Raw genomic sequence first — 21,147 nt, forward strand, 5'->3', positions numbered from 1 at the left:
AGCACGCCGCGCGGGTCGCCTCGCGCGGGCGATGATCATCGGGGAGAAACCATGAAAGCCGCTCTGGCCCTGGCCGCAGCGCTGGCTGCCGCCTGCGTGTCCGCTCCTGTCTCCGCGCAAAAATCCTACGGTCCCGGGGTCAGCGACACCGAGATCAAGATCGGCAACACCATGCCCTATAGCGGCCCGGCTTCGCCGCTCAGCATCACGGGACGGGTGATCGCGGCCTATTTCGACGAGATCAACGAGAAGGGCGGCGTTGGCGGCCGCAAGCTCAACCTGATCTCGCTCGACGATGCCTTCTCGCCGCCCAAGACCATGGAGGCCGCGCGCCGCCTCGTCGAAGGCGACGGCGTCGCCTTCATCTTCGCCACCATGGGCACCGCGCCGAGCTCGGCGATCGCAAAATATCTCAACAGCAACAAGGTGCCGCAGATCTTCCTGATCAGCTCGGCCTCGAAGTGGAACGATCCCGCCAACATGCCCTGGTCGATCGCGCTGCCCTGGGCGCCGAACTACACCAGCGAGGCCGCGATCGACGTCGCCTATGCCCGCGCCAAGAACCCGAATGCCCGCTTTGCGGTGCTCTACCAGAACGACGATGCCGGCAAGGAATATCTTCGCGGCGTCAGGGAGGCGCTCGGCACCGAGGCCGACAAGGCGATCGCGATGGCCTCGAGCTTCGAGGTCACTGACCCCACCGTCGATTCCCAGGTGCTGACGCTCGCCAATACCAAGGCCGACGTCTTCATGATCTATTCGGTGACGCCGCGCGCCTGCGCGCAGGCGATTCGCAAGGCGCACGAGGTCGGCTGGCAGCCGACGCGCTTCCTCGCCTCCGGCTGCGCCAACAAGGCCACGGTGATGGCGCCAGCCGGCCTCGAGGCCGGCAAGGGCGTGCTGTCACTCGGCGCGCTGAAGCCGTTCGTCGAGACACCGAAGGACGATCCGGCGATGACAGCCTATGTCGACTTCATGAAGAAGCGCCTGCCCAATGCCGACATCAACAACGTCGCCGGCCTCTATGGCTACACCGTCGCGGAGGCGCTGGTGGCGCTGCTGAAGCAATGCAAGGACAATCTGACGCGCGAGAACATCATGGCGCAGGCCGCGAATCTGAAGAACGTGCCGCTGTCGCTCCTGATGCCCGGCATCACCCTCAACACCACGCCGCAGGATTTCCGCCCGATCAAGGACGGCTACATGCTCCAGTTCGACGGCAACGACTGGGTGGTGGCGAGCGAGCTGTTGCGCGGGACGTGAGGGGAAGCGCCCGACGACTGATCAAACGGTGCTTTTGACCATCTCGGACCTGGCTAGTTCGGAACGTTCACATTGTGAGTTCGCGAGCCAACACTCGGGCGGGGGCGCCGTCGCAGCCTTCGATAGAAAGCGGACAAAAAAGAAACTCCACCCGTTTTCCAGCCAGTTGCCGAAGGTTGGCAACTTGCTCCGAGATCAACACGCCGTCCTTAAGAAGCAAACAGTGTACCGGAAATGAAAAATCCACAGAACGGAGATCAAAGGGAAGATCCGGTGTCGCAGTATCAACCGCGACGAGCTTAACTTTACGGTCCACCAACCATCGAGCAGCTTCGAGCGAAAGGTAAGGGTGTTGGTTCCATTCCGGTGTCCCCCAACGTGCGCTCCAGCCCGTATCGATGGCGACGATATCGCCGGGCTCTATCATTGGGCTAGCAGCGGCAAGATCAGCGACGCCGATTTCTTCGTTGATCGACTTGTCCAATCGAATGACAGCGCCTTCACCCATCAGACGTTCGAGTGGTATTTCGTCCATGCTCGGACCGTCGGCATAAAAGTGCCTTGGTGCGTCAACGTGGGTGCCCATGTGGACGATGGTTTCCATATAGGTGATGTTGAGAGGCTTCTCCGGCATTCGCGCAAAATACGAAAACTGCGGCGCGGCAAACATCGCGGAGCGGGGCACTGAGCTTGAAAAGGGGTAAGTAAGATCAATCCACTTCGCGTCGGTCCGTCGCGCCTCCCTTGACGGAAGATCAAGCCATCCGCGCCAACCGGTGCGACCTTTGGTGTTTGGCCCATCACACATCAAAATTCCCCCCGTTTGAGAGAAAGCACTATATTCCAGCTATCCTGAAAATACATTGTCTCCGCAGTCTTGCTCGTTCTTCCGCTGTTGGTCTTTGCGTCATTTCGCTGCGATGCGGAAGCTAATTGCTGCCAGCGTATAGCGGACGTTCTGGCGAGCCCTGCAACTGCAACAACGAATTTTCGCACCAGATGTTTTCGGTAATTGAGGGTCGCGTGTCCTCTGACCAGGTTGACGGCCTCCACGTACCTGCAGGTCCACGGTGACGACCGATCGACTGCGAGCCGTCTCTGTGCAGCCGAGATCGTGCCCGGCGATGGTCATCGCCCTCTAGCCCAAAGGTTCCCCGGCATGCTTTGATGCTCGAAACGTACATGGGGGAAAGCAGATGCGGTATCTGGTTTTGGGTGCGGGCGCCCTCGGTGGCTATTTTGGCGGAATGTTGGTCAAGGGCGGCGCTGACGTTACTTTTCTCGTTCGGCCCAAACGCGCCGAGCAACTTGGGAAGGACGGCCTGATCGTAAAGCTACAGGACGGCGGCGAACTCCGGACGAAGGTCAGGACAGTCCAGCAGGATCAACTCGACGGGACTTACGATGTCATTCTGCTGTGCTGTAAGGCCTACGATCTCGACGGTGCAATGGACGCACTGGCTCCGGCCATATCCGACCGGAGCGTGATCCTTCCCGTTTTGAATGGTGTTCGGCATATCGACGTCCTGACGGCGAGGTTCGGTCAGGCGCGCGTGCTGGGTGGTCTGACGACCATCAATACTGCCTTGATGCCGGACGGCACGATCCAGCAGAGCCAGATACGGATCAACCTCAACGCCATTGGAGAACTCGACGGCCGTTCTTCCGACCGCTGTGCGGCTATAAAAGCCGCGCTGGAAGCAGGCGGCATTCCCGTTCAGATCAGCGACACCATCGTTGCAATGATGTGGGCCAAGTTCTTCGGCTTTGTGATCAGCGCTACAGTCGCAACCTTGACGCGGTCCCGAGCGGGGGCGATTGCCGCATCGGCTTCCGGGCCATCGTTCGTTTCCAATGTGATCGAGGAATGCACACGCGCTGTTACAGCGGCAGGATATCCGCCAGCTCCGCCACCTGCTCCCGATACGGCCGGGATGATGCGCGGCATGTTTTCTCAACCGGGATCGACCTAGGGCCTTCGATGCTAATCGATATGGAAAATGGTAAGCCGACGGAAGGCGAGCATACGATTGGTGATCTGGCGGATCGCGCAGTCCGACTGGGTGTCAGTGCTCCACTTCTCACGGCAGCTCGCTGCAATCTCCAAGCCTACGAAATCAACCGAGTCCGTTCGAGGTAGCACCCCCTGCCGTCGGCTGGAAGTCGAATTCGTTTGGGCCGTCTCTTGCGAGCGGCAGCCGCGCGTCGTGGGGTCAGCGGAGCACACCGCAGCCACCGCAACGAGGCGAGAGGCCGGGCTAGGGGCCGCTCGACGCAGGTCGCTGGAAGCTGTTTCCGGCGACCTCGGCGGGGGTTTGGGGAAGAGGCATCATCAAGCGCGGCGAACAGGAGACCATCATGGACTTTCAGCACTCCGCCCGTTCTTTGGAGCTTCAGGCGCGCGTCCGGCAGTTCATGCGCACCCATGTCGAGCCGGTCGAGGATCTCTATTACGAGCAGGTCAAGCCGGAGGCGGGGCGCTACAAGACGCCGCCTGTGCTGCAGGACCTGAAGCGGCTGGCGCGGGAGCAGGGGCTCTGGAACCTGTTCCTGTCCGGCGAGCACGGGCAAGACCCGAACAACATTGGCCTCACCAACCTCGAATACGCGCCGGTGAAGGAGATCATGGGCCGCATCCTCTGGGCACCCGAAGTCTTCAACTGCTCGGCCCCCGATGTCGGCAACATGGAGGTGCTCGCAAATTACGGCACCAAGGCGCAGCAGGAGCGCTGGCTGACGCCGCTGCTGGAGGGGCGCATCCGCTCCGGCTTCTCGATGACGGAGCCGCAGGTCGCCTCCAGCGACGCCACCAACATCCAGTGCGAGATCAGACGCGACGGGGACGATTACGTCATCAACGGCCGCAAATGGTTCACCTCGGGCGCGATGAACGAGGATTGCGAGATCCTGATCGTGATGGGCAAGACCGCGCCCGACCATCCCGACCGCCATCGCCAGCAATCCATGATCCTGGTGCCCCGAAATACGCCCGGGGTGCGCATCGTCCGCGACATGCTCACCTACGGCTATGACGATGCACCTGGCGGCCATCCCGAGATCGTCTACGACAACGTCCGCGTGCCCGCCGAGAACATCCTGCTCGGCGAGGGCCGCGGCTTCGAGATCGCACAAGGCCGGCTCGGCCCCGGCCGCATTCATCACTGCATGCGCCTGATCGGCTGCGCCCAGCGTGCGCTGGAATTGATGTGCCAGCGCGCGGTGTCGCGCATCGCCTTCGGCAAGCCGCTCGCCGAGCAGGGTTCGGTGCGCGAGGATATCGCGAATTCGTTCTGCGAGATCGCGCAGGCGCGCCTGCTCACCTTGCAAGCCGCCGACAAGATGGACCGCGACGGCAACAAGGCCGCGCGCGATCTGATCGCCGCGGCCAAGATCGTGGTCCCCAGCATGGCCGCCCGCGTCATCGACCGCACCATCCAGATCCATGGCGCCGCCGGCGTGTCGCAGGACACGTTTCTCGCGCGCGCCTACGTCTACGCCCGCTTCATCCGCATCGGCGACGGCCCGGACCAGGTGCACCTCGCCGCGGTCGGCAAGGAGCTGATCCGGCGCGGCGGGGTGATGGGGTAGGGTTGGGGGGCGCGGCCTCAGCCGACCTTAGTCGGAAAGATAAAGAGCCAATGCGCCGGATCAGCGAAACGATCGGTATCTTCGGGCTTGAACGAGTGTCTCTGAGGGAAATTCACCGAATTCAACTTTGTAGAATCGGGAGAAATCTCCCATGTGCCAGAACCCGTGCGCGCCAGCGATCGCTTTCACGTTAGTTGACGGATAGCCCCTCGCCAACTCACAACGAACCATCCAAAGCCGTCTTGTGCGTATGTACTTGTGCAGCGAGATGCCATGTACCGTCGCTACGGCAGTCTGTAGCGTTCGAACGGAAGTGCCAAGAGCAAGGGCCAGATCCTCGCTGTACAGCGAGGCGTTCGGCGACTCTCGGATCAGATCGTCAAGCTGGCTGACGTACTTGCGGTGGCGATCGTGCGATCTCGGGCGCGCGCGTATGGCGTCCGGTTTGATCAGGACGTCGTCAAATGCGGCGTAGAGGGTTTCCTGCATATCAGCCGCCTGTCTCGCGAAGTCCGCGGAGGTCAGGCAGGCTGAGGCCCGCTGGGCGATATTCCAAAGTACGCGCTGAAGGTCATGCATCCGCTGAGCATCGGCGCTGAACAAACCTATTCCTCGCTCGAAGTCCGGCCATCCTCTCGTCTGCATTGCCGTACTCATGCGCACGAGCGCGTAACTGTTGGGAAGCGGTTCACGCACACGACATGACACAATTCCACGCAGAAGGACGATTCCATCGCTTCCAACCAGTTGCCCGTTCAAGGTGTGACAGTGATCGCGCGACATGGGGATAACCAGGCCGCAGGTTTCCGCGCCGAGATCGCCTTCGGATTCCCGGGCAAAAGATCGCTGCAGCACCACGCGGCATTCGGGCAAAGCCAGAGCCGCGCGACTGATCGATGATGATGCAGGATCCAACGCCACGGTCTTTGAGGTGCCGAGAATGCCGGTTGGGCGAAATTCCTCGATGTTCTCGAAATGATCGATGCGAAGAACCGATGATGCTCTCAGTTCGCAAGCAGCATCGAGCTTGCCGGTTTGATCTCGAAGTTTTTCGATCGAGCCTAGAGGAGGCATGGTCGCAAGGCGGTGACTTTATCGCGAGCCGTTTCAATCAAGGAGCTTAGAGCAGCCGACTGCTCGATCAGCTCTGCCGTCGCCGGAACGTCCCTAAAGTCATTCAATATAATCCGGATGCACTTGTTCGCCGTGTCGAGCGTGTTCAGAGTGCGCGACATATCGGCCAGGCTGCAGAGACGAGAAGTATCTAGTTTGTTCAAGGCTTCTTGAATCCCCCTGAGCCGTTCTAGAGCCGGATGACGGTCCTCCCAACGTCGGTTTCGGCTGGGAAGAGATACTACGTTCGACATGCAGATTCCTCGCCGGGTGAGCGACTTCGTCAATCAAGTTTCGAAATATGATGCATATCATTCAACATTTGACGGTCAATTGCCGCGGCTATCGGATTTCGGCCAAGTTGCAGTCGGTCCGGTAATTAGCTGCCTGCGGTCTCAATGATGCCATCGCAATACGACTTGCCGGAGGCACAAATTGATCTAGGTCAAGTCGGCTCGGATTTAATTCGTCGCCACGTTGCCCCTTCGCGAGTCGTTGCAGATTCGTTGGAATACCGAAGGCTGGCCTCACTTTGCCGAAATCCGATATCTGCTTTAACGCGACCGATACCGCACTCCATTACGAGTTGTTGAGCCGTCGGCGCGGCCACCCGGTTGGACGGCATATTCCAGATGTACGGAGACATGCGCGTGAACCTGCGCTTCTCGATCAAGCTTCGCATCTACGCAATTATCGGGCTGAGCTTCTGCGGATTGATCGGCCTTGGAGCCGTCCAGGTGAGTAATCTCGCCACGGCCCTGCGAGAGCAGCGTCAGGGAGAGCTGAGCCATCTGGTGGAAACGGCGCTGAGCATCGTGAAGGCCGAGTATGATGGTGCGGAGCGCAATAAAACGTCAGATGACGCTGCCCGGGGACGTGCCGCTGAAGAGATCGGTCGTCTGCGGTATGGCAATGGCGATTACTTCTGGATCAACGATCTCGCGCCGCGCATGGTCATGCATCCGATCAAGCCGGAACTGAACGGCGAGGATCTGAGTGACAACAAGGATCCGACGGGTAAGCGACTGTTTGTCGAATTTGTCGAAACCGTGAAGCGTCAGGGCTCGGGATTTGTCGAATACCACTGGCCGAAGCCGGGCAAAGAGACTCCACAGCCAAAACTGTCGTACGTCGCCGGCTTTGCGCCGTGGGGGTGGGTGATCGGTAGCGGAGTGTATATCGACGACTTGGAGGCGCAAGTCTGGACCAGCGCTCGGGACGTGATCATCGCGGCCTTATCCGTAATCGTACTGCTTGGCGCGATCACGCTCGTGATCGCACGGCGGATGTCATCGGCGCTGTCGTCCATGACCTCTGCGCTGCTTGCGCTCGGGGCCGGGCAGTTTGACGTCGAATTGCCGGGCCTCGATCGTTCCGATGAGCTCGGTGAAATGGCGCGTTCCATCGCCCAGTTCAAGATCGGGGCCGCTGAGAAGGCCCGCGAGGAGGCCTTGGTCGAGGAGCAACGGCGAGTGCATGCCGAGCAGGTCAAGGCGATGGCGCTCAAGGAGATGGCCGAGACGGTCGAGCGAGAGACTAATACAGCCGTCGGCGAGGTGGCCGACGGCACCGCCCGAATGGCGGAGAACGCCACCTCCATGAACGAAACGGCGCGGACACTTGGTCACAATTCAAGCAGCGTCGCGGCCGCAGCAGAGGAGGCGCTTGCCAATGCGCAAACGGTGGCGAGGGCGTCTTCGCAAATGGCAGGGTCGATCAGCGAGATTGCCACGAAGGTCTCGTCCTCCCGTGAGCTGACGCGGCGAGCGGTCCTCGCCTCGACGGATGCTCAATCGACGATAGCAAAGCTGTCCGAGGCCGCGGGGAAGGTCGACACCGTCACCAATCTGATCAGCGAAATTGCCGAGCAGACCAATCTGCTGGCGCTCAACGCCACGATCGAGGCGGCGCGGGCCGGGATAGCCGGACGCGGCTTTGCAGTAGTCGCATCAGAGGTGAAGTCTCTGGCGGAGCAGACGGCGAAAGCGACCAGCGAGATTTCCCAACAAATCTCCGAGATCCAGGAATCGACCCACGCTTCGGTGCAGTCGATTTGCGCGATCGGGGAGGTCATTCGCAACGTGGAGGTGGTTTCCACTGCCATTGCTGATGCCATCGAGGAGCAGAACGCGACGACACTGGAGATCTCTCGCACTGTCGAGGAGACTTCGCTGGCTGCCCGCGAAGTGGCGGCTCAGATCGCCTCAGTCTCGCGCGAGGCTGCCGAAACCGGTCGCCGCGCTTCGGAAATCCTCGATGGTTCGGTGAATATCGCCAGGAAGGTCGACGTCCTTCGCACGACGCTCGTTCGCGTTATTCGGACTTCGACAACTGACGTCGACCGCCGCCTCGCGACGCGGATGGAGATCCGACGGCCAGGTACGGTTCTGGTGGCTGGTATTCCGTTCAATGTCACAGTTCGCGATATCTCGGCCGGCGGCGCGCGAGTCGACGACATACCCACGAGGTGGCCCATAGAAACCCAGGTGCAGCTGAGGATAGAGGGCACCTCGGCGGCTCTAACCGGCACCATCGCCCGGATCGACGGGGAATCCGCTCTGGTGAGGTTCACACTTACTGAAGCGGAGCGAAGCGTCCTGGATGAATTGGTTCGTGCCGCCTAGAGCATGATCCGGAAAAGTGCGTAGCGGTTTTCCGAAAAGATCATGCTCAAACAATAACCTGAAGCGCGATTACAGCGGTCGACTCACCGCAAGCCACAGGCGATCGTCGGTGCTTTTCTGGTGGTGATGATGGCGTGCGTCCTGGGCTTGGTGGGCTGGAAAGCCGCCGTCTTCGTGAGGAGGCCAGACAAGGAGCGTGCACGCCGGCCCTCTTGACCGTGGGTCGGCGGTGCCGAAATCGAGCGCCCGCCCCATGCGCATCGGCCCCCTACTGGAATCAGAGACTTCGCACCCAGCATGCGGCGACGAATGTTTGTGATGCCGCCTTGATCTCCATCAAGGGTCTGGTTGCCGGCGGCGTACGATGGGTCTTGGAATGCCGACGAAATTTCTTCAGGAGCAAGGGAGAACCGCAATGCGGAGCAAGGGTATTTCAACGAAATGTCTGGCTGGCAGGGGCTTTGTGGCCAGCTTGCTATTGGGCATTGCCGGCACGGCCGTCGCCCCGGCGCCGGCTCATGCGGTGGTGTACTGCCAGTACATTGATTACCCGCCGAGTTGCGTGGCGAGAGCCGGCGTCGTGCTGAGACCTCGTCCGGTGGCTCGGGCGGCGGTGCGGGCGGGCACAGCAAGCTCGACCAACTGGAATGGAGGAGTCAATCGCGTCGGAGTGCGGCGCTGATCGTTTGAGCGTCGGGGACCGTTCCCCTCGGCCCGATGCAAGGACCGGCCGACCGATCAATCAGGAAGCCCCGGTGTTTGCACCGGGGCTTTGTGCTGGATCGGATCGCTGTAGCATAAAAGTAACGACTGCTGACCGAGAGTGACCCTGCACGCCATGGCAGGTTCACCCAGGTGAAAGAGCACAGATCGCTTTCGCGCGAGAAACCGTCCGCTGCCGAGGCCACCAGCGATCACGCCCTGGCAATGCCGGCGCGCCATGTCCTTATGAGCCTGCGTTGGCTGGTCGTTGCTGCGCTCCTCCTGGCCGCCTTGCTCGTCCAGATCCCCGTCGTTCTCAACCCGGATCTGGCCTGCCTGCTGACGGAGGGCGAGCAGGTCCTGGCTGGCCGCAAGCCTGGCGTCGACCTCCTGGAGCTGAATCCGCCCCTGTCGGTCTATCTGTACATGCCGGCGTCGATGCTGGCGCGAATGACCGGCATTGCGCCTGAAGTCATCGTGATCATCCTGATCCTGGTCGAAATCGCCGGCGCGCTTCTGTTGATCGATCGGGCCGCTGCGGCAGCAAGGCTGGGAGCTGAAGAGCGGATCGTCGCAACCTGCCTGTTCGCGTTCTTGTTCGCACTTCTTCCGAGCGGCGTATTCGGACAGCGCGAGCACATCGCCGTCATTGCGCTGACCCCTTTCGTCGCCGTCACCGCGATCCGCTGGCGCGGCCTCAGCCCCGGACCCGCGGCGGTCCTGGCAGGACTTGGCGCCGGGCTCGCCATGAGCATCAAGCCCCACCTTGCCCTGGTCGTGGGACTTCCGGTCGTGCTTGCAGCCCTTCGACAGCGCTCTCTCAGGCCGTTGCTCTCTCCGGAAGCGATGGCGGCGACCGCCGTCGTGATCGGCTACGGAGCGGTCCTCGTCATCGTCTTTCCGGCTTATCTGTTCGACTATGCGCCGATGGTTTCCGCCGCTTATCTACCGCTGCGGATGAATCTGGGCGATCTGCTGTCCTTTCCGGCCACGGTGATCGCCGGGTCCATCGTGTTTCTCGGCCTGCTGGCCCCGCAGGAGTTCAAGATCGGGGGCAACGCGACCCCGTGGCTGGCCGCGGCGGTCGGCGGAGCTGCGAGCTTCGTTCTCCAGGGCAAGCATTGGACCTACACGGCGTTTGCGCTCTGCGTCTTTGCGATTGCCGCGCCGCTGTTGCATGCGCGCGTGAGGACGATGCGGATGCCGGTCATGATCGCCGGCCTCGCTGCCATTGCGCTCGTCGGCTACTGCCTGTCGTTGCAGGTCCGGCCGTTTCCGCCGCTCAAGGAGCGCATCCAGGCTCTCGCGAGGCATCCGCGGCTGATCACGATCGGCGATCACGTCGCGCTGGGGCATCCGCTCGTCCGTGAGGTCAACGGGACCTGGGTGGGCAGCTCCTGCGTGCAGCTGTTGGCGGCCGGCGCGATGATGCTCCAGAAGACGACGCAGCCGACCCAAAGCGAGCGTGCAAGACTGGACAGCATCATCGAGTTCGAGCGGCGGCACTTGCTCGCGGACCTGCGCGCCGGCCGGCCGGATGTGATCCTGGTGGATACCCAGCTGCTGAGCGCGGTCCCGTTCGACTGGCTGGCCTGGGCAAGGTCCGATCCCGAGCTCGAGGCGGAGCTAAGTCGCTACCGCGAAGTCGAAGATGCCGGCGGCCGCGTCCGGATCCTGGTCGACCGATCGGGTTCGGAGCGGTAACGCCCGTTCGGCTGCGCCCGGCCGCGGCGCGGGCGCCACGCTCGCCATGCTGGCATCATGCCAGTGTTTTGCCCGACGAGTCAAAATCGATTCGTAAAAACAGCAGGCTTTCGCGCCGGCCGACCAAGCCATTGAAAAGCCTGGCCCCGTCTACTGTGCATGGGGTTGTTTTCCGGCTTTTGTTGAAGCGACCGCTTTCGCGGCGCCAGGCGGGCCGCTATCCCGCCTTGGCGATGCGGCCGTCCGCCGAGCCTGCGCGCAGGTTCTGGAAGAACGTCTCCACCTCCCGCGACAGCGTCTGCGCCGTCTCGGTCAGGCTGCTCGCGGCGGTGAGGACCGACGCCGCCGCCGTATCGGTCTCGCCGATGGCATCGCGCAGCGAGGTGATGTTCGCCACCAGCGTCTCGTTGCCCTGGGCGGCGCTTTGCGCGTTGGAGGAGATCTCGCGCGTGGCCGCGTCCTGCTGGCCGATGGCGCCGGCGATCGCTGACGTGACCTCGTTGATCTCGCGCACCGCCCCGCCGATCTCGCGCACGGCGTCGACCGCATTGCGCGTCGAAGCCTGGATCATCGCGACGTTCTCGCTGATCTCGGCGGTGGCCTTGGCGGTCTGGCCCGCGAGCGCCTTCACCTCGTGCGCGACGACGGCAAAGCCGCGGCCGGCATCGCCGGCGCGCGCCGCCTCGATGGTGGCGTTCAGCGCCAGTAGATTGGTCTGCTCGGCGATCGCCTGGATCAGATTGAGCACGCCGTCGATGCGTTGGGTGGCCGCAGCGAGGCTCTCGATCTCGGAGATCGACTTCTCGGTGCGCCGGCCGGTCTGCTCGACCGCGCCGGCGCTCTGCCGCACCTGGCGGCCGATCTCCAGCACCGAGGCCGACAGCTCCTCGGCCGCGCCCGCGACCGCCGTGACGTTGTGCGAAGCCTGCTCGGTGGCGTTCGCCGCGGTGCCGGCGCGGCTGCTCGCATCCGCAGTGACCCGCGTGATGGTCTGCGCGGTCTCGCGCATGACGGAGGCGTTGTCGCTGAGCCCGCGCATGATCGCGCCGATCGCCTCGCGGAATTGCTCGACGGACCGCTCGACGTGACGGGCGCGCTGCTCGCGCGCGGCGGCGTCCTGCGACACTTGCGAGGCGAGGTTGCGGTTGCGGCCCATCGAGTCCTGGAACACCTGGATGGCGCGGGCCAGCGCGCCGATCTCGTCGGCGCGGCCGGAGTGCGGCACCTTCACGTTTTCGGCGCCGCCCGCGACCTGCTCGATCGTGGCGGTGATCGCGGCGAGCGGCCGGGCGATCGAGCGGGCGATGATGACGATGCCGATGACGACGAGCGCCAGCGCCACGCCGCCGAGACAGGTCAGCACGAAGGACAATTCGCGATTGGTCTCGGTCTGCTGCGCGATCTGCCTGCCGCGCTCGGCATAGACCTTGGACAGCGCCTCGAGGTCCTTGTTCAGCGCCGAGCGGACGCTGCGGTTGGCGTCGTTGTCGCCCCATTCGCGGCCCGCCGTCGCGTTGATCTCGACGCCGCGCCGTACCAGCTCCTTGCGGAACTCGACGAACTGCTCGATGCGCTTCTTGAACGTGGCGAACTGCTCGGCGTCGTCGGCCTTGACGATGGTCTCCCAGCGCTTCACGACGTCGAGGATCTGGGCGTTGAACTTGAGCAGGCCGTCGCCGTATTTCTTCACCACGGCCGGCTCGGTCGACATGTAGATGCCGCGCGACTCCATGACGACGGCATAGACCAGCGAGTTGACCCGCTCGACGTTCAGCGCCGCGGCATTCGCAGTCTCGATCGCGCCCGCCAGGTCGGCACTGCGGCGGCTGTTGTAGTCGGACAGCAGCGCGATCGCCGCCGTGAGCAGGGCGAACAGCGCGAAGATCGCATAGAGCTTGCCGGCAAGCGTGAAACGGCCTGCCAGCTGCGTGGCATTCCCAGATCGGTCGGATATCATGGTGTTCAGGGCCCGGATTGGCCTGGAGCGGCCGGTGAGCGGGGTTGGGTAAAATTGTTGCAAAACTATGCAGAACGAAGATGGATGCGGCGTTAACGCGAGCCTTGGCCGCCCCGTCCCTGGTCGAAGGAAAGCCAAGCCATTTCAGCGTCTTGATCCCTGGGTTTAGTTTCGGAATAGTCTTTCGGGATAGTCCTGAAGTCGGCCGCTGGCCGAGCAACCCCGGAGCGACCCTTGGTCTACCGCCACAGCATCGACGCCACGACCTACAGCTTCCCTGATCTGCGCGACCTGCTCGCCAAGGCGACACCGCCGCGCTCCGGCGACCGGCTGGCCGGCATCGCCGCTGCCAGCTCCGAGCAGATGATCGCCGCGCGGATGGCGCTCGCCGACGTGCCGCTCGGCCAGTTCCTGCAGGAAGCCGTCGTTCCCTACGAGGCCGACGAGGTCACCCGCCTCATCATCGACAGCCACGACGCCAAGGCCTTCGCGCCGGTGGCATCGCTGACGATCGGCGCCTTCCGCGACTGGCTGCTGTCGGACGCGGCAACGCCCGAGATCCTGCGCAAGCTGGCGCCCGGCATCACGCCGGAGATGGCAGCCGCGGTGTCGAAGCTGATGCGCAACCAGGATCTGATCCTGGCTGCGCGGAAATGCGAGGTCACCACCGCCTTTCGCAACACCATCGGCCTGAAGGGGCGGATGAGCACACGCCTGCAGCCGAACCATCCGTTCGACGATGCCAGGGGCATCACCGCCTCGATCCTCGACGGCGTTCTGCTGGGGGCGGGCGATGCCTGCATCGGCATCAATCCCGCCAGCGACGATCCCGCCATCATCGGCCAATTGCTGCGGCTGCTCGACGAGATCATCGCGCGGCTGAATATCCCGACGCAAGGCTGCGTTCTGACCCATGTCACGACGACGCTGTCGCTGATCGGGCAGGGCGTGCCGGTCGACCTCGTCTTCCAGTCGGTCGCCGGCACCGAGGCCGCCAACCGCAGTTTCGGCATCGACCTCGCGCTGCTGAAGGAGGCACAGGAGGCCGGGCTGTCGCAGTCGCGCGGCACCGTGGGGCGGAACCTGATGTATTTCGAGACCGGCCAGGGCTCGGCGCTGTCGGCGGGTGCCCATCACGGCGTCGACCAGCAGACCTGCGAGGCCCGCGCCTATGCCGTCGCCCGTGCCTTCGCCCCGCTCCTGGTCAACAGCGTGGTCGGCTTCATCGGCCCGGAATATCTCTATGACGGCAAGGAAATCATCCGGGCCGGGCTGGAGGATCATTTCTGCGGCAAGCTGCTCGGCCTGCCGCTGGGCGTCGACATCTGTTACACCAACCATGCCGAGGCGGACCAGGACGACATGGACAATCTGCTGACGCTGCTTGCGGCGGCCGGCGTCACCTTCATCATGGGCGTCCCCGGCGCCGACGACGTCATGCTGAACTACCAGTCGACGTCTTTTCACGACGCGCTCTATGTCCGCGACGTCTTCGGTCTGCGCCGCGCGCCGGAATTCGACGATTGGCTGGCGCGCTCGGGCATTTCGGGCGCCGATTTCCGGCTTGCCGGCGATCCAGCCCTGCTGCCGGATTTTGCCGCGCGGCTGATCGCATGAGGCCGAGGGCAAGTCGATCAGGAAACCATCGGCGCCTCTCGGAATTATGCTTATGCCACAATATTGAGAAATTCCGGCGGCAGCATTACCCTATGTGTCTGGCTGGCAATTTCCGCACCATCGTTTGAGTGTGGCGGGGGAGCTTTGATGCGAGCTGAAAGTAACGGAACGTCCCGGCGGATTCTCTGCGTGTTTCCGCGCTATACCTCGTCCTTCGGCACGTTCGAGCATTCCTATCCCCTGACCGATGGCGTCCGCGCCTTCATGCCGCCGCAGGGGCTGTTGCTGATCTCCGCCTATCTTCCAAAAGAATGGCAGGTCAGGTTCGTCGACGAGAACCTCCGTCGCACCACGAGGGAGGAGTTCGAATGGGCGGAAGCCGTCTTCGTCAGCGGCATGCACATCCAGCGCCAGCAGATGAACGACATCTGCCGCCGCGCCCATGAGTTCGATCTGCCGGTCGCGCTCGGCGGGCCCTCCGTCAGCGCCTGCCCGGACTATTATCCGGCGTTCGATTATCTGCATGTCGGCGAGCTCGGCGACGCCACCAACCAGCTGATCGAGATTTTGTCGCGCGACACCTCGCGTCCGGAGAGCCAGGTCGTGCTCACGACCAGGGACCGCGTGCCGATGACGGAGTTTCCGATCCCGGCCTACGAGCTTGCGGACGTGAAGAAATATTTCCTCGGCAGCATCCAATATTCCAGCGGCTGTCCCTATCAGTGCGAGTTCTGCGACATCCCCGGCCTCTACGGCCGCAATCCGCGCATCAAGACGCCGCAGCAGATCATCGCCGAGCTCGACCGCCTGCGCGAATGCGGCATGACCGACACGGTGTACTTCGTCGACGACAATTTCATCGGCAACCGCAAGGCGGCCATGGACCTGCTGCCGCACCTGATCGAGTGGCAGAAGCGGACCGGCTACGTGGTGCGGCTCGCCTGCGAGGCGACGCTCAACATCGCCAAGCGCCCCGAGATCCTCGAGAAGATGCGCGAGGCCTATTTCATTACGATCTTCTGCGGCATCGAGACGCCCGATCCCGACGCGCTGAGGGCGATGCAGAAGGACCATAACATGATGGTCCCGATCCTGGAGGGCGTGCGGACCATCAACTCCTACGGCATGGAGGTGGTCTCGGGCATCATCATGGGCCTCGACACCGACAAGCCGAACACCTCTGAGGCGCTGCTCGCCTTCGTCGAGGAGTCCCGGATTCCGCTGCTCACCATCAACCTGCTGCAGGCGCTGCCGAAGACGCCGCTGTGGGACCGGCTGGAGCGCGAGGGACGCCTGGTCGACGACGACAGCCGCGATTCCAACGTCGACTTCCTGTTGCCCTATGACGAGGTCGTCGCGTCCTGGAAGCACGCGATGGCGGTCGCCTACGCGCCCGACAAGGTCTACGCGCGCTATCAGCATCAATGCGACAACGTCTATGTGAACCGGGTCAAGGTACCGGTGCCGGACGAGATGAAGACCTGGCGGAACATCCGGCGCGGCCTCGTCATGCTGCGCAATATCTTCTGGAAGGTCGGCGTGCTCGGCGACTACAAGCGCGTGTTCTGGAAGTTCGCGCTGGGGCGCATCAAGCGCGGCGATCTCGAAGGCCTGATCGGCTGCACGCTGATCGCGCACCATCTCATCACCTTTGCGCGCGCGGCCTCCAGCGGCAAGCAGAACGCCTCGAACTATTCGATCCGGCTGCGCGAGGCCGCCGTTCCCGCCGAATGATGCGAAATGTCTGATCCGGCCCCGCCGCGCCGCCCCGTCCTCGATCTCCGGGCGTTCACGCCGGCGCGCGTCGCGCTCGGCCGCAGCGGCGCGAGCCTGCCGACGAAGGCGCTGCTCGATTTCACGCTCGATCATGCCCGCGCCCGCGATGCCGTGCATGCTGCATTCGATACGCCGCGTCTGATCGCCGATCTCGGCGCGCTCGGTCTTGCGGCGACCGAGGTGAGGAGCCGGGCGGTCGATCGCAGCGACTATCTAAGACGGCCGGATCTGGGACGACAGCTCGACCCCGGTTCGGCGCAGCGTCTGGCGCGAAGCGTCTCGGCGCCATGCCAGCTCGCGGTCGTGATCGCGGACGGCCTGTCCGCGGCGGCGGTCCACGGTCATGCGGCAATCGTGGTCGAGCGCCTGTTGCAATCGCTAGCGGAGGGCGATGCCGTCGCGGTCGGCCATGTCGTCGTCGCATCGGGCGCCCGCGTTGCGCTCGGCGACGAGATCGGCGCCATTCTCGGTGCGCGCATGGTCCTGATGCTGATCGGCGAGCGGCCCGGCCTGTCCGCCCCCGATAGCCTCGGTGCCTATCTGACCTTCGCACCGAAGCCCGGCCGCACCGATGCCGAGCGCAATTGCGTCTCGAACATCCACCACGCCGGGTTGAGCCATGACGAGGCGGCCTTCAAGATCGCCTGGCTGGTCCGCGAGGCGCTGGCCCGGGAGGTCACCGGCGTAGCGTTGAAGGACGAGAGCGCAGACCGCGCGCCGCGCCAAATTGGCACATCCTCGCCGGGATGACCGGGGACCGAACCCGAAATCGCCGCATCTTGATCGATTTGCCCACACTTCGCCTGCTTGCGAGAGGGGTGATTGACCTGCTAAACCGCTGCCGGCGATTTTCCGCGCATTTTCAAGGGGCAAGCCTCCCATTGGTATGGCGTTTTCAAGCCGTTCGCGGGGCGCAATAAGCTCACACATGAGCCGATTTAGGAACTGGACAAGGCATGCTCGAAAAGCACAGCGAGAGTGAGGTTCATGTCGACAAGGTCGAACAGGGACCTACGTCCTCCATCGCCTTCGGGCTGGAGCGTCTCGGGCTGATCGCCGTCCGGGCCCCGATCGTCTCCTGCATCGTCCTGCTCGCGCTGATCGTCGGCGCGGTGTTCGGCATCCACCGGATCAAGATCGACGATTCGCTGTCGCAGCTGTTCCGCTCCGACAGCCGCGAGTTCCGCCAGTACGAAGAGGTGACCAAGAAATTCCCGGCGGAGGAGTTCGACGTCCTCGTCGTGGTCGAGGGCAAGACCCTGCTGGCGCGCAACAACCTGGAGAAACTGCGCGACTTCGTCACCGATCTGCAGCTGATCGAGGGCACGCGCGGGCTGGTCTCGCTGTTCTCGGCGCGCCAGGCGCCGGCCCCGGGCAAGCTGCCGGCGGCGCTGTTCCCGCCCGAGCTGCCCGAGGGCGCGGCCTATGACAAGTTCATCGAGACCGTCAAGAACAACGAGATCATCCGCGGCAAGCTGCTGTCGGAGGACGGCACGCTGGCGCTGGTCGTGCTCTCGCTCGATCCGGAGGTGGTCGCTTCCAACAAGCTGACCAAGACCGTCGCCGACATCCGGGCGCTGATGAAGGAGACCCTCGGCGACACCGGCCTCAACGTGCAGCTCTCCGGCGTGCCGGTGATGCAGCTCGAGATCCGCAATGCGGTCGAGCGCGACGGGCTGACCTACAACATCCTCGGCATCCTCGCCGGCTGCATCATCGCCATCATCTTCTTCCGCAAGATCTCGTTCATGATCGCGGCGGCATTCCCGCCGATGATCGCGATCCTGCTGGCGCTCGGCGCGCTCGGCTGGGCCAATTTCAACCTCAACATGTTCCTGAACGTGATGACGCCGCTCATCATGGTCATCAGCTTCTCGGACTCGATGCAGCTGACCTTCGCCGCGCGCGACCGGCTGATCGCAGGCCAGGACAAGTTCACCGCGTTCAAGAACGCGGTGCTGGTGGTTGGCCCGGCCTGCGTGCTGACGCACGGCACCGCCGGCATTTCCTTCATCGCGCTGCAATTCTCCGACTCCGATTTGATCCGCAAGTTCGGCGAGGCCGGGCTCGCCGCCACCATCATCGCGCTGGTCGCGGTGCTGTCGTTGGTGCCCGTGTTCGGCGTGCTGTTCGTGCGCAACGAGAAGGTCTTTGCGGTCAAGTTCCAGGGTGCGGACGCCGGCGTTCAGGCTCTGCGCAATTTCTGCTACTGGATCGCGGTGCGCATGGTCGGCCGGCCCGGCCTGTTCAGCCTGATCGCAGTACTGTTCGTCGGCGGCCTCGGCGTCATCTACGCCAATCTGGAGCCGCGCTACCGGCTCGCCGACCAGGTGCCGGACAAGCGCCAGGCGGTCGCCGCCAGTGACCGGCTCGACGCCAAGCTGACCGGCGCCAACCCCGTCAACGTGCTGATCGCGTTCCCCAAGGGCGAATCGCTCTATTCACCGGAGACGCTCCAGACCATCGCCGACGTGCATGCGACGGTCGAGAAAGCGGCGGGCGTCGGCAACGTCTGGTCGCTCGAGACCCTGCGCCGCTGGCTCGCGGAAAAGGCCGGCAGCGCCGACGTCGCGACGCTGAAGGAATATGTCAGCGTCATCCCCGAGCATCTGGTGCGGCGCTTCATCGACGCCGAGCAGGATGCCGTGGTGGTTGCAGGCCGCGTGCCGGACAAGGATTCCAGCCAGCTCCTGCCGATCGTCGACAAGCTCGATTCCGAGCTCGACGCGGTCCGCAAGAAGCATCCGGGCTACGAGATCGCGGTGACGGGTCTTGCCGCCATCGCTGCGCGTAACTCGGCGAACATGATCGAGAAGCTAAATCACGGCCTCACGATCGAATTCGCGCTGGTCGCGATCTTCATCGGTCTCGCCTTCCGCTCCTGGGTGGTGACGCTCGCCTGCATCCTGCCGGGCATCTTCCCGGTGGTGATGTCGGGAACGGTGCTGTGGGCGATGGGCGAGGGGCTGCAATTCGCCAGCGTCGTCGCGCTCACCGTCTCGTTCGGCCTTGGCCTCTCCGCCACCATCCACTTCCTCAACCGGCTCAGGCTGGAAAACAAGCCGGGTGTCGGCTCGGCGCTGGCGGTGGAGCGGGCGACCGTGCTGGTCGGCCCGGCACTGATCCTGACCACGGTGGTGCTGGCCTGCGGCCTCGTCGTCACCGTGTTCTCCGACCTGCCGTCGCTGCGGCTGTTCGGCTGGCTCAGCGCCTTCTCGATGGTGATGGCGCTGGTCGCCGACCTCTTCATCCTGCGGCCGACGGCGATGTGGCTGATCAACCTGCACGGCAAGCTGCAGGGCACGGACAAGCCGGCGATCTGAGTATGGGGCGGCAGGCGCCGCCTCGCGCTCACGCCTCGACGCGGACGATCCCGTAGGGATTGAACTTGAAATTGCTCTCGGCGTAATCCTGCTCACGCGACAGCGTGAGCTTGCGCTCGCGCAGCGTCGCTTCGATGCCATGCTCGGCCATGGCGTCGGCAATCTCGTCCATCAGCGTCACGGCGGACCGATCCGTGCCGCGCGCCTTTGCGACATAGACGTCCGGCAGACCGACGAGGTGGTAGCCGACGCTCTCGAAGAAGCGATCGCCGGCGAGCGGGCGCTTGGCGAAGGCGAGGCGACACGCCTTGGCGACGGCCGGCGTCATGCGAAGGCCTTGCTCCGTCTTCGCGCCGTTGCGTGCCTGCTCGGCGAGGCTGCGCCAGCGCGCAACGCCGTGGGCGACGCCGGCGCTTTCGCCCTTTGCGGCAATCGCGCCCGCGTCGAACATCTCGTCCACGATCTGCAGTGCGGCGGCCGAACCGGCGGCTGTCTTCTCCTGATCCATCCGCGGGCTCAGCACGTAGAGCACCGCCTTGTGGTTGGCGACCGCCGCCTCGTCCGCCGCGGACCATGCCTTCGGGAAGACGCGGTCCCAGCATACGCCGAACGAGCGTTCCATCTTCGCATCGGGCTTCGCTTGCGAATAGGAGCGGTCGATCTCGAAGCCGAAATCGGCAATCGTCTTGGCCACAGCCTTTGGCGGCTGCAGCAGGCTGGCGTCCTTGCCGAGAAAGCACAGCACGTGACGCGGCTTCACGGGAGAGGGTTGCATGGTCGCTCCCGGCTGATCATCGGCGAAGGCGCGCGTGGCGATGAGAAGCCCTGCGGCCTTGAGCAGATGTCTGCGAATGGGGTCCATCGTCGGAAGTGACCTCCGTCATGCCAGCAAAAAGCCCCCGGCTCGCGAGAACCGGGGGCTGTACGCCTCGTCCAAGCGGAAGGGCCTTCAGCCCTTCGTCATGGTGATGTTGACGCCGCGGATCTCGCCCTTTGAGCTGATCTGCACCGTCTGCTTGTTGCCGTTGGTGCGCAGCGACAGATTGGCGGCAAAGCCGTTGGCCTCGACGAAGACGTCGATCTGGCCGCCGCCGGCGGTGCCCTGGAGGTTGCCGAAGATGTTGCGGCTCGCCTCGCTCCAATTTCCGGAGATGCGGTCGCCCTGGCTCGTCACGTCGCTGGTGAGGTCGAACTTGTAGCTGTCGGAGGCGCAGTGCAGCGCCTGCTTCAGGTTGAGGCCGCTGCCGGCGACCTTGTAATCCGCCTTGCAGCGGATGCGCTCGGTGGAGCCGTCGGACAACGACACCGTGCCGGTGCCGGTCCATGCGCCGTCGAAGCCGGCAAACGGTCCGGACGACTGAGCATGGCTTGCCGTAACCGAAAACAGCAGCGCCGCCCCGATGCCGGCCGCTGTGATTGCCAGTCCAGATCGCCCAATGAATTTCATCGCAAATATCCCGTTTTGGAACGACGTTCGCTC

General features: G+C 63.7%; 15 protein-coding genes. 10 read left to right on the forward strand and 5 right to left on the reverse strand.

The window, feature by feature from the left end; genetic code table 11:
- Positions 1 to 51 precede the first annotated feature (51 nt).
- Entirely contained in the window at positions 52 to 1,263 is a 1,212-nt protein-coding gene (locus tag BDOA9_RS16205) for an ABC transporter substrate-binding protein (RefSeq protein WP_025034997.1), read from the forward strand.
- Between the two features lie 67 nt (positions 1,264 to 1,330).
- Here the strand turns inward: BDOA9_RS16205 and BDOA9_RS16210 are convergent, their stop codons facing one another.
- Positions 1,331 to 2,071: a cyclase family protein gene (locus BDOA9_RS16210; protein ID WP_082847828.1), complete on the reverse strand. Its 741-nt coding sequence runs from the start codon at positions 2,069 to 2,071 to the stop codon at positions 1,331 to 1,333.
- A 388-nt stretch (positions 2,072 to 2,459) separates the two neighbouring features.
- Between BDOA9_RS16210 and BDOA9_RS16215 the strand changes: the two genes are divergently transcribed.
- The 3 genes from BDOA9_RS16215 to BDOA9_RS16220 all read left to right on the forward strand — a co-directional run bounded on the left by BDOA9_RS16215 (position 2,460) and on the right by BDOA9_RS16220 (position 4,851).
- Entirely contained in the window at positions 2,460 to 3,236 is a 777-nt protein-coding gene (locus tag BDOA9_RS16215; RefSeq protein WP_052363090.1) for a ketopantoate reductase family protein, read from the forward strand.
- Between the two features lie 8 nt (positions 3,237 to 3,244).
- Complete coding sequence (locus BDOA9_RS40115; RefSeq protein ID WP_192859572.1) at positions 3,245 to 3,403, forward strand: ketopantoate reductase C-terminal domain-containing protein; 159 nt, start codon at positions 3,245 to 3,247, stop codon at positions 3,401 to 3,403.
- 218 nt (positions 3,404 to 3,621) lie between these two features.
- Entirely contained in the window at positions 3,622 to 4,851 is a 1,230-nt protein-coding gene (locus BDOA9_RS16220; protein WP_025034999.1) for an acyl-CoA dehydrogenase family protein, read from the forward strand.
- Positions 4,852 to 4,911: 60 nt separating this feature from the next.
- Here the strand turns inward: BDOA9_RS16220 and BDOA9_RS36510 are convergent, their stop codons facing one another.
- Positions 4,912 to 5,925, reverse strand: coding sequence for an AraC family transcriptional regulator (locus BDOA9_RS36510; RefSeq protein WP_025035000.1), 1,014 nt, complete (start codon positions 5,923 to 5,925; stop codon positions 4,912 to 4,914).
- A gap of 689 nt (positions 5,926 to 6,614) precedes the next feature.
- Between BDOA9_RS36510 and BDOA9_RS16230 the strand changes: the two genes are divergently transcribed.
- Both BDOA9_RS16230 and BDOA9_RS16235 read left to right on the forward strand, forming a co-directional pair.
- Entirely contained in the window at positions 6,615 to 8,588 is a 1,974-nt protein-coding gene (locus BDOA9_RS16230) for a cache domain-containing protein (protein WP_445291810.1), read from the forward strand.
- 855 nt (positions 8,589 to 9,443) lie between these two features.
- Positions 9,444 to 10,994 (forward strand): hypothetical protein, encoded by a 1,551-nt coding sequence (locus BDOA9_RS16235; protein ID WP_244521481.1) that lies wholly within the window; start codon positions 9,444 to 9,446, stop codon positions 10,992 to 10,994.
- Between the two features lie 217 nt (positions 10,995 to 11,211).
- Here BDOA9_RS16235 and BDOA9_RS16240 read toward each other — a convergent pair whose 3' ends face one another.
- The gene (locus BDOA9_RS16240; protein WP_025035004.1) at positions 11,212 to 12,951 is read right to left on the reverse strand and encodes a methyl-accepting chemotaxis protein; all 1,740 of its coding nucleotides are present in this window, start codon (positions 12,949 to 12,951) and stop codon (positions 11,212 to 11,214) included.
- A 234-nt stretch (positions 12,952 to 13,185) separates the two neighbouring features.
- Between BDOA9_RS16240 and BDOA9_RS16245 the strand changes: the two genes are divergently transcribed.
- From BDOA9_RS16245 to BDOA9_RS16260, 4 genes are all read left to right on the forward strand, one after another.
- Positions 13,186 to 14,568: an ethanolamine ammonia-lyase subunit EutB gene (locus tag BDOA9_RS16245; protein WP_025035005.1), complete on the forward strand. Its 1,383-nt coding sequence runs from the start codon at positions 13,186 to 13,188 to the stop codon at positions 14,566 to 14,568.
- A gap of 147 nt (positions 14,569 to 14,715) precedes the next feature.
- Positions 14,716 to 16,302, forward strand: a complete 1,587-nt coding sequence (locus BDOA9_RS16250; protein WP_025035006.1) for a B12-binding domain-containing radical SAM protein — start codon at positions 14,716 to 14,718, stop codon at positions 16,300 to 16,302.
- 6 nt (positions 16,303 to 16,308) lie between these two features.
- The gene (eutC, locus tag BDOA9_RS16255) at positions 16,309 to 17,094 is read left to right on the forward strand and encodes an ethanolamine ammonia-lyase subunit EutC (protein ID WP_025035007.1); all 786 of its coding nucleotides are present in this window, start codon (positions 16,309 to 16,311) and stop codon (positions 17,092 to 17,094) included.
- Between the two features lie 206 nt (positions 17,095 to 17,300).
- Positions 17,301 to 19,667 (forward strand): efflux RND transporter permease subunit, encoded by a 2,367-nt coding sequence (locus BDOA9_RS16260; RefSeq protein WP_025035008.1) that lies wholly within the window; start codon positions 17,301 to 17,303, stop codon positions 19,665 to 19,667.
- Between the two features lie 28 nt (positions 19,668 to 19,695).
- On the opposite strand, the gene BDOA9_RS16265 is transcribed toward BDOA9_RS16260, so the two are convergent.
- Positions 19,696 to 20,529, reverse strand: a complete 834-nt coding sequence (locus BDOA9_RS16265) for a hypothetical protein (protein WP_025035009.1) — start codon at positions 20,527 to 20,529, stop codon at positions 19,696 to 19,698.
- A gap of 87 nt (positions 20,530 to 20,616) precedes the next feature.
- Positions 20,617 to 21,114, reverse strand: a complete 498-nt coding sequence (locus tag BDOA9_RS16270; RefSeq protein WP_025035010.1) for a hypothetical protein — start codon at positions 21,112 to 21,114, stop codon at positions 20,617 to 20,619.
- Between the last annotated feature and the right edge of the window lie 33 nt (positions 21,115 to 21,147).

The organism is Bradyrhizobium sp. DOA9, assembly GCF_000617845.2.
Taxonomy (GTDB): Bacteria; Pseudomonadota; Alphaproteobacteria; order Rhizobiales; family Xanthobacteraceae; genus Bradyrhizobium.

Coding starts and splice junctions, on each gene's coding strand:
- BDOA9_RS16250 (WP_025035006.1), top strand. CDS start 14,716: ATGCGAGCTGAAAGTAACGGAACGTCCCGGCGGATTCTCTGCGTGTTT.
- BDOA9_RS16210 (WP_082847828.1), bottom strand. CDS start 2,071: ATGTGTGATGGGCCAAACACCAAAGGTCGCACCGGTTGGCGCGGATGG.
- BDOA9_RS40115 (WP_192859572.1), top strand. CDS start 3,245: ATGCTAATCGATATGGAAAATGGTAAGCCGACGGAAGGCGAGCATACG.
- BDOA9_RS16220 (WP_025034999.1), top strand. CDS start 3,622: ATGGACTTTCAGCACTCCGCCCGTTCTTTGGAGCTTCAGGCGCGCGTC.
- BDOA9_RS16205 (WP_025034997.1), top strand. CDS start 52: ATGAAAGCCGCTCTGGCCCTGGCCGCAGCGCTGGCTGCCGCCTGCGTG.
- BDOA9_RS36510 (WP_025035000.1), bottom strand. CDS start 5,925: ATGCCTCCTCTAGGCTCGATCGAAAAACTTCGAGATCAAACCGGCAAG.
- BDOA9_RS16260 (WP_025035008.1), top strand. CDS start 17,301: ATGCTCGAAAAGCACAGCGAGAGTGAGGTTCATGTCGACAAGGTCGAA.
- eutC (WP_025035007.1), top strand. CDS start 16,309: ATGTCTGATCCGGCCCCGCCGCGCCGCCCCGTCCTCGATCTCCGGGCG.
- BDOA9_RS16215 (WP_052363090.1), top strand. CDS start 2,460: ATGCGGTATCTGGTTTTGGGTGCGGGCGCCCTCGGTGGCTATTTTGGC.
- BDOA9_RS16270 (WP_025035010.1), bottom strand. CDS start 21,114: ATGAAATTCATTGGGCGATCTGGACTGGCAATCACAGCGGCCGGCATC.
- BDOA9_RS16240 (WP_025035004.1), bottom strand. CDS start 12,951: ATGATATCCGACCGATCTGGGAATGCCACGCAGCTGGCAGGCCGTTTC.
- BDOA9_RS16265 (WP_025035009.1), bottom strand. CDS start 20,529: ATGGACCCCATTCGCAGACATCTGCTCAAGGCCGCAGGGCTTCTCATC.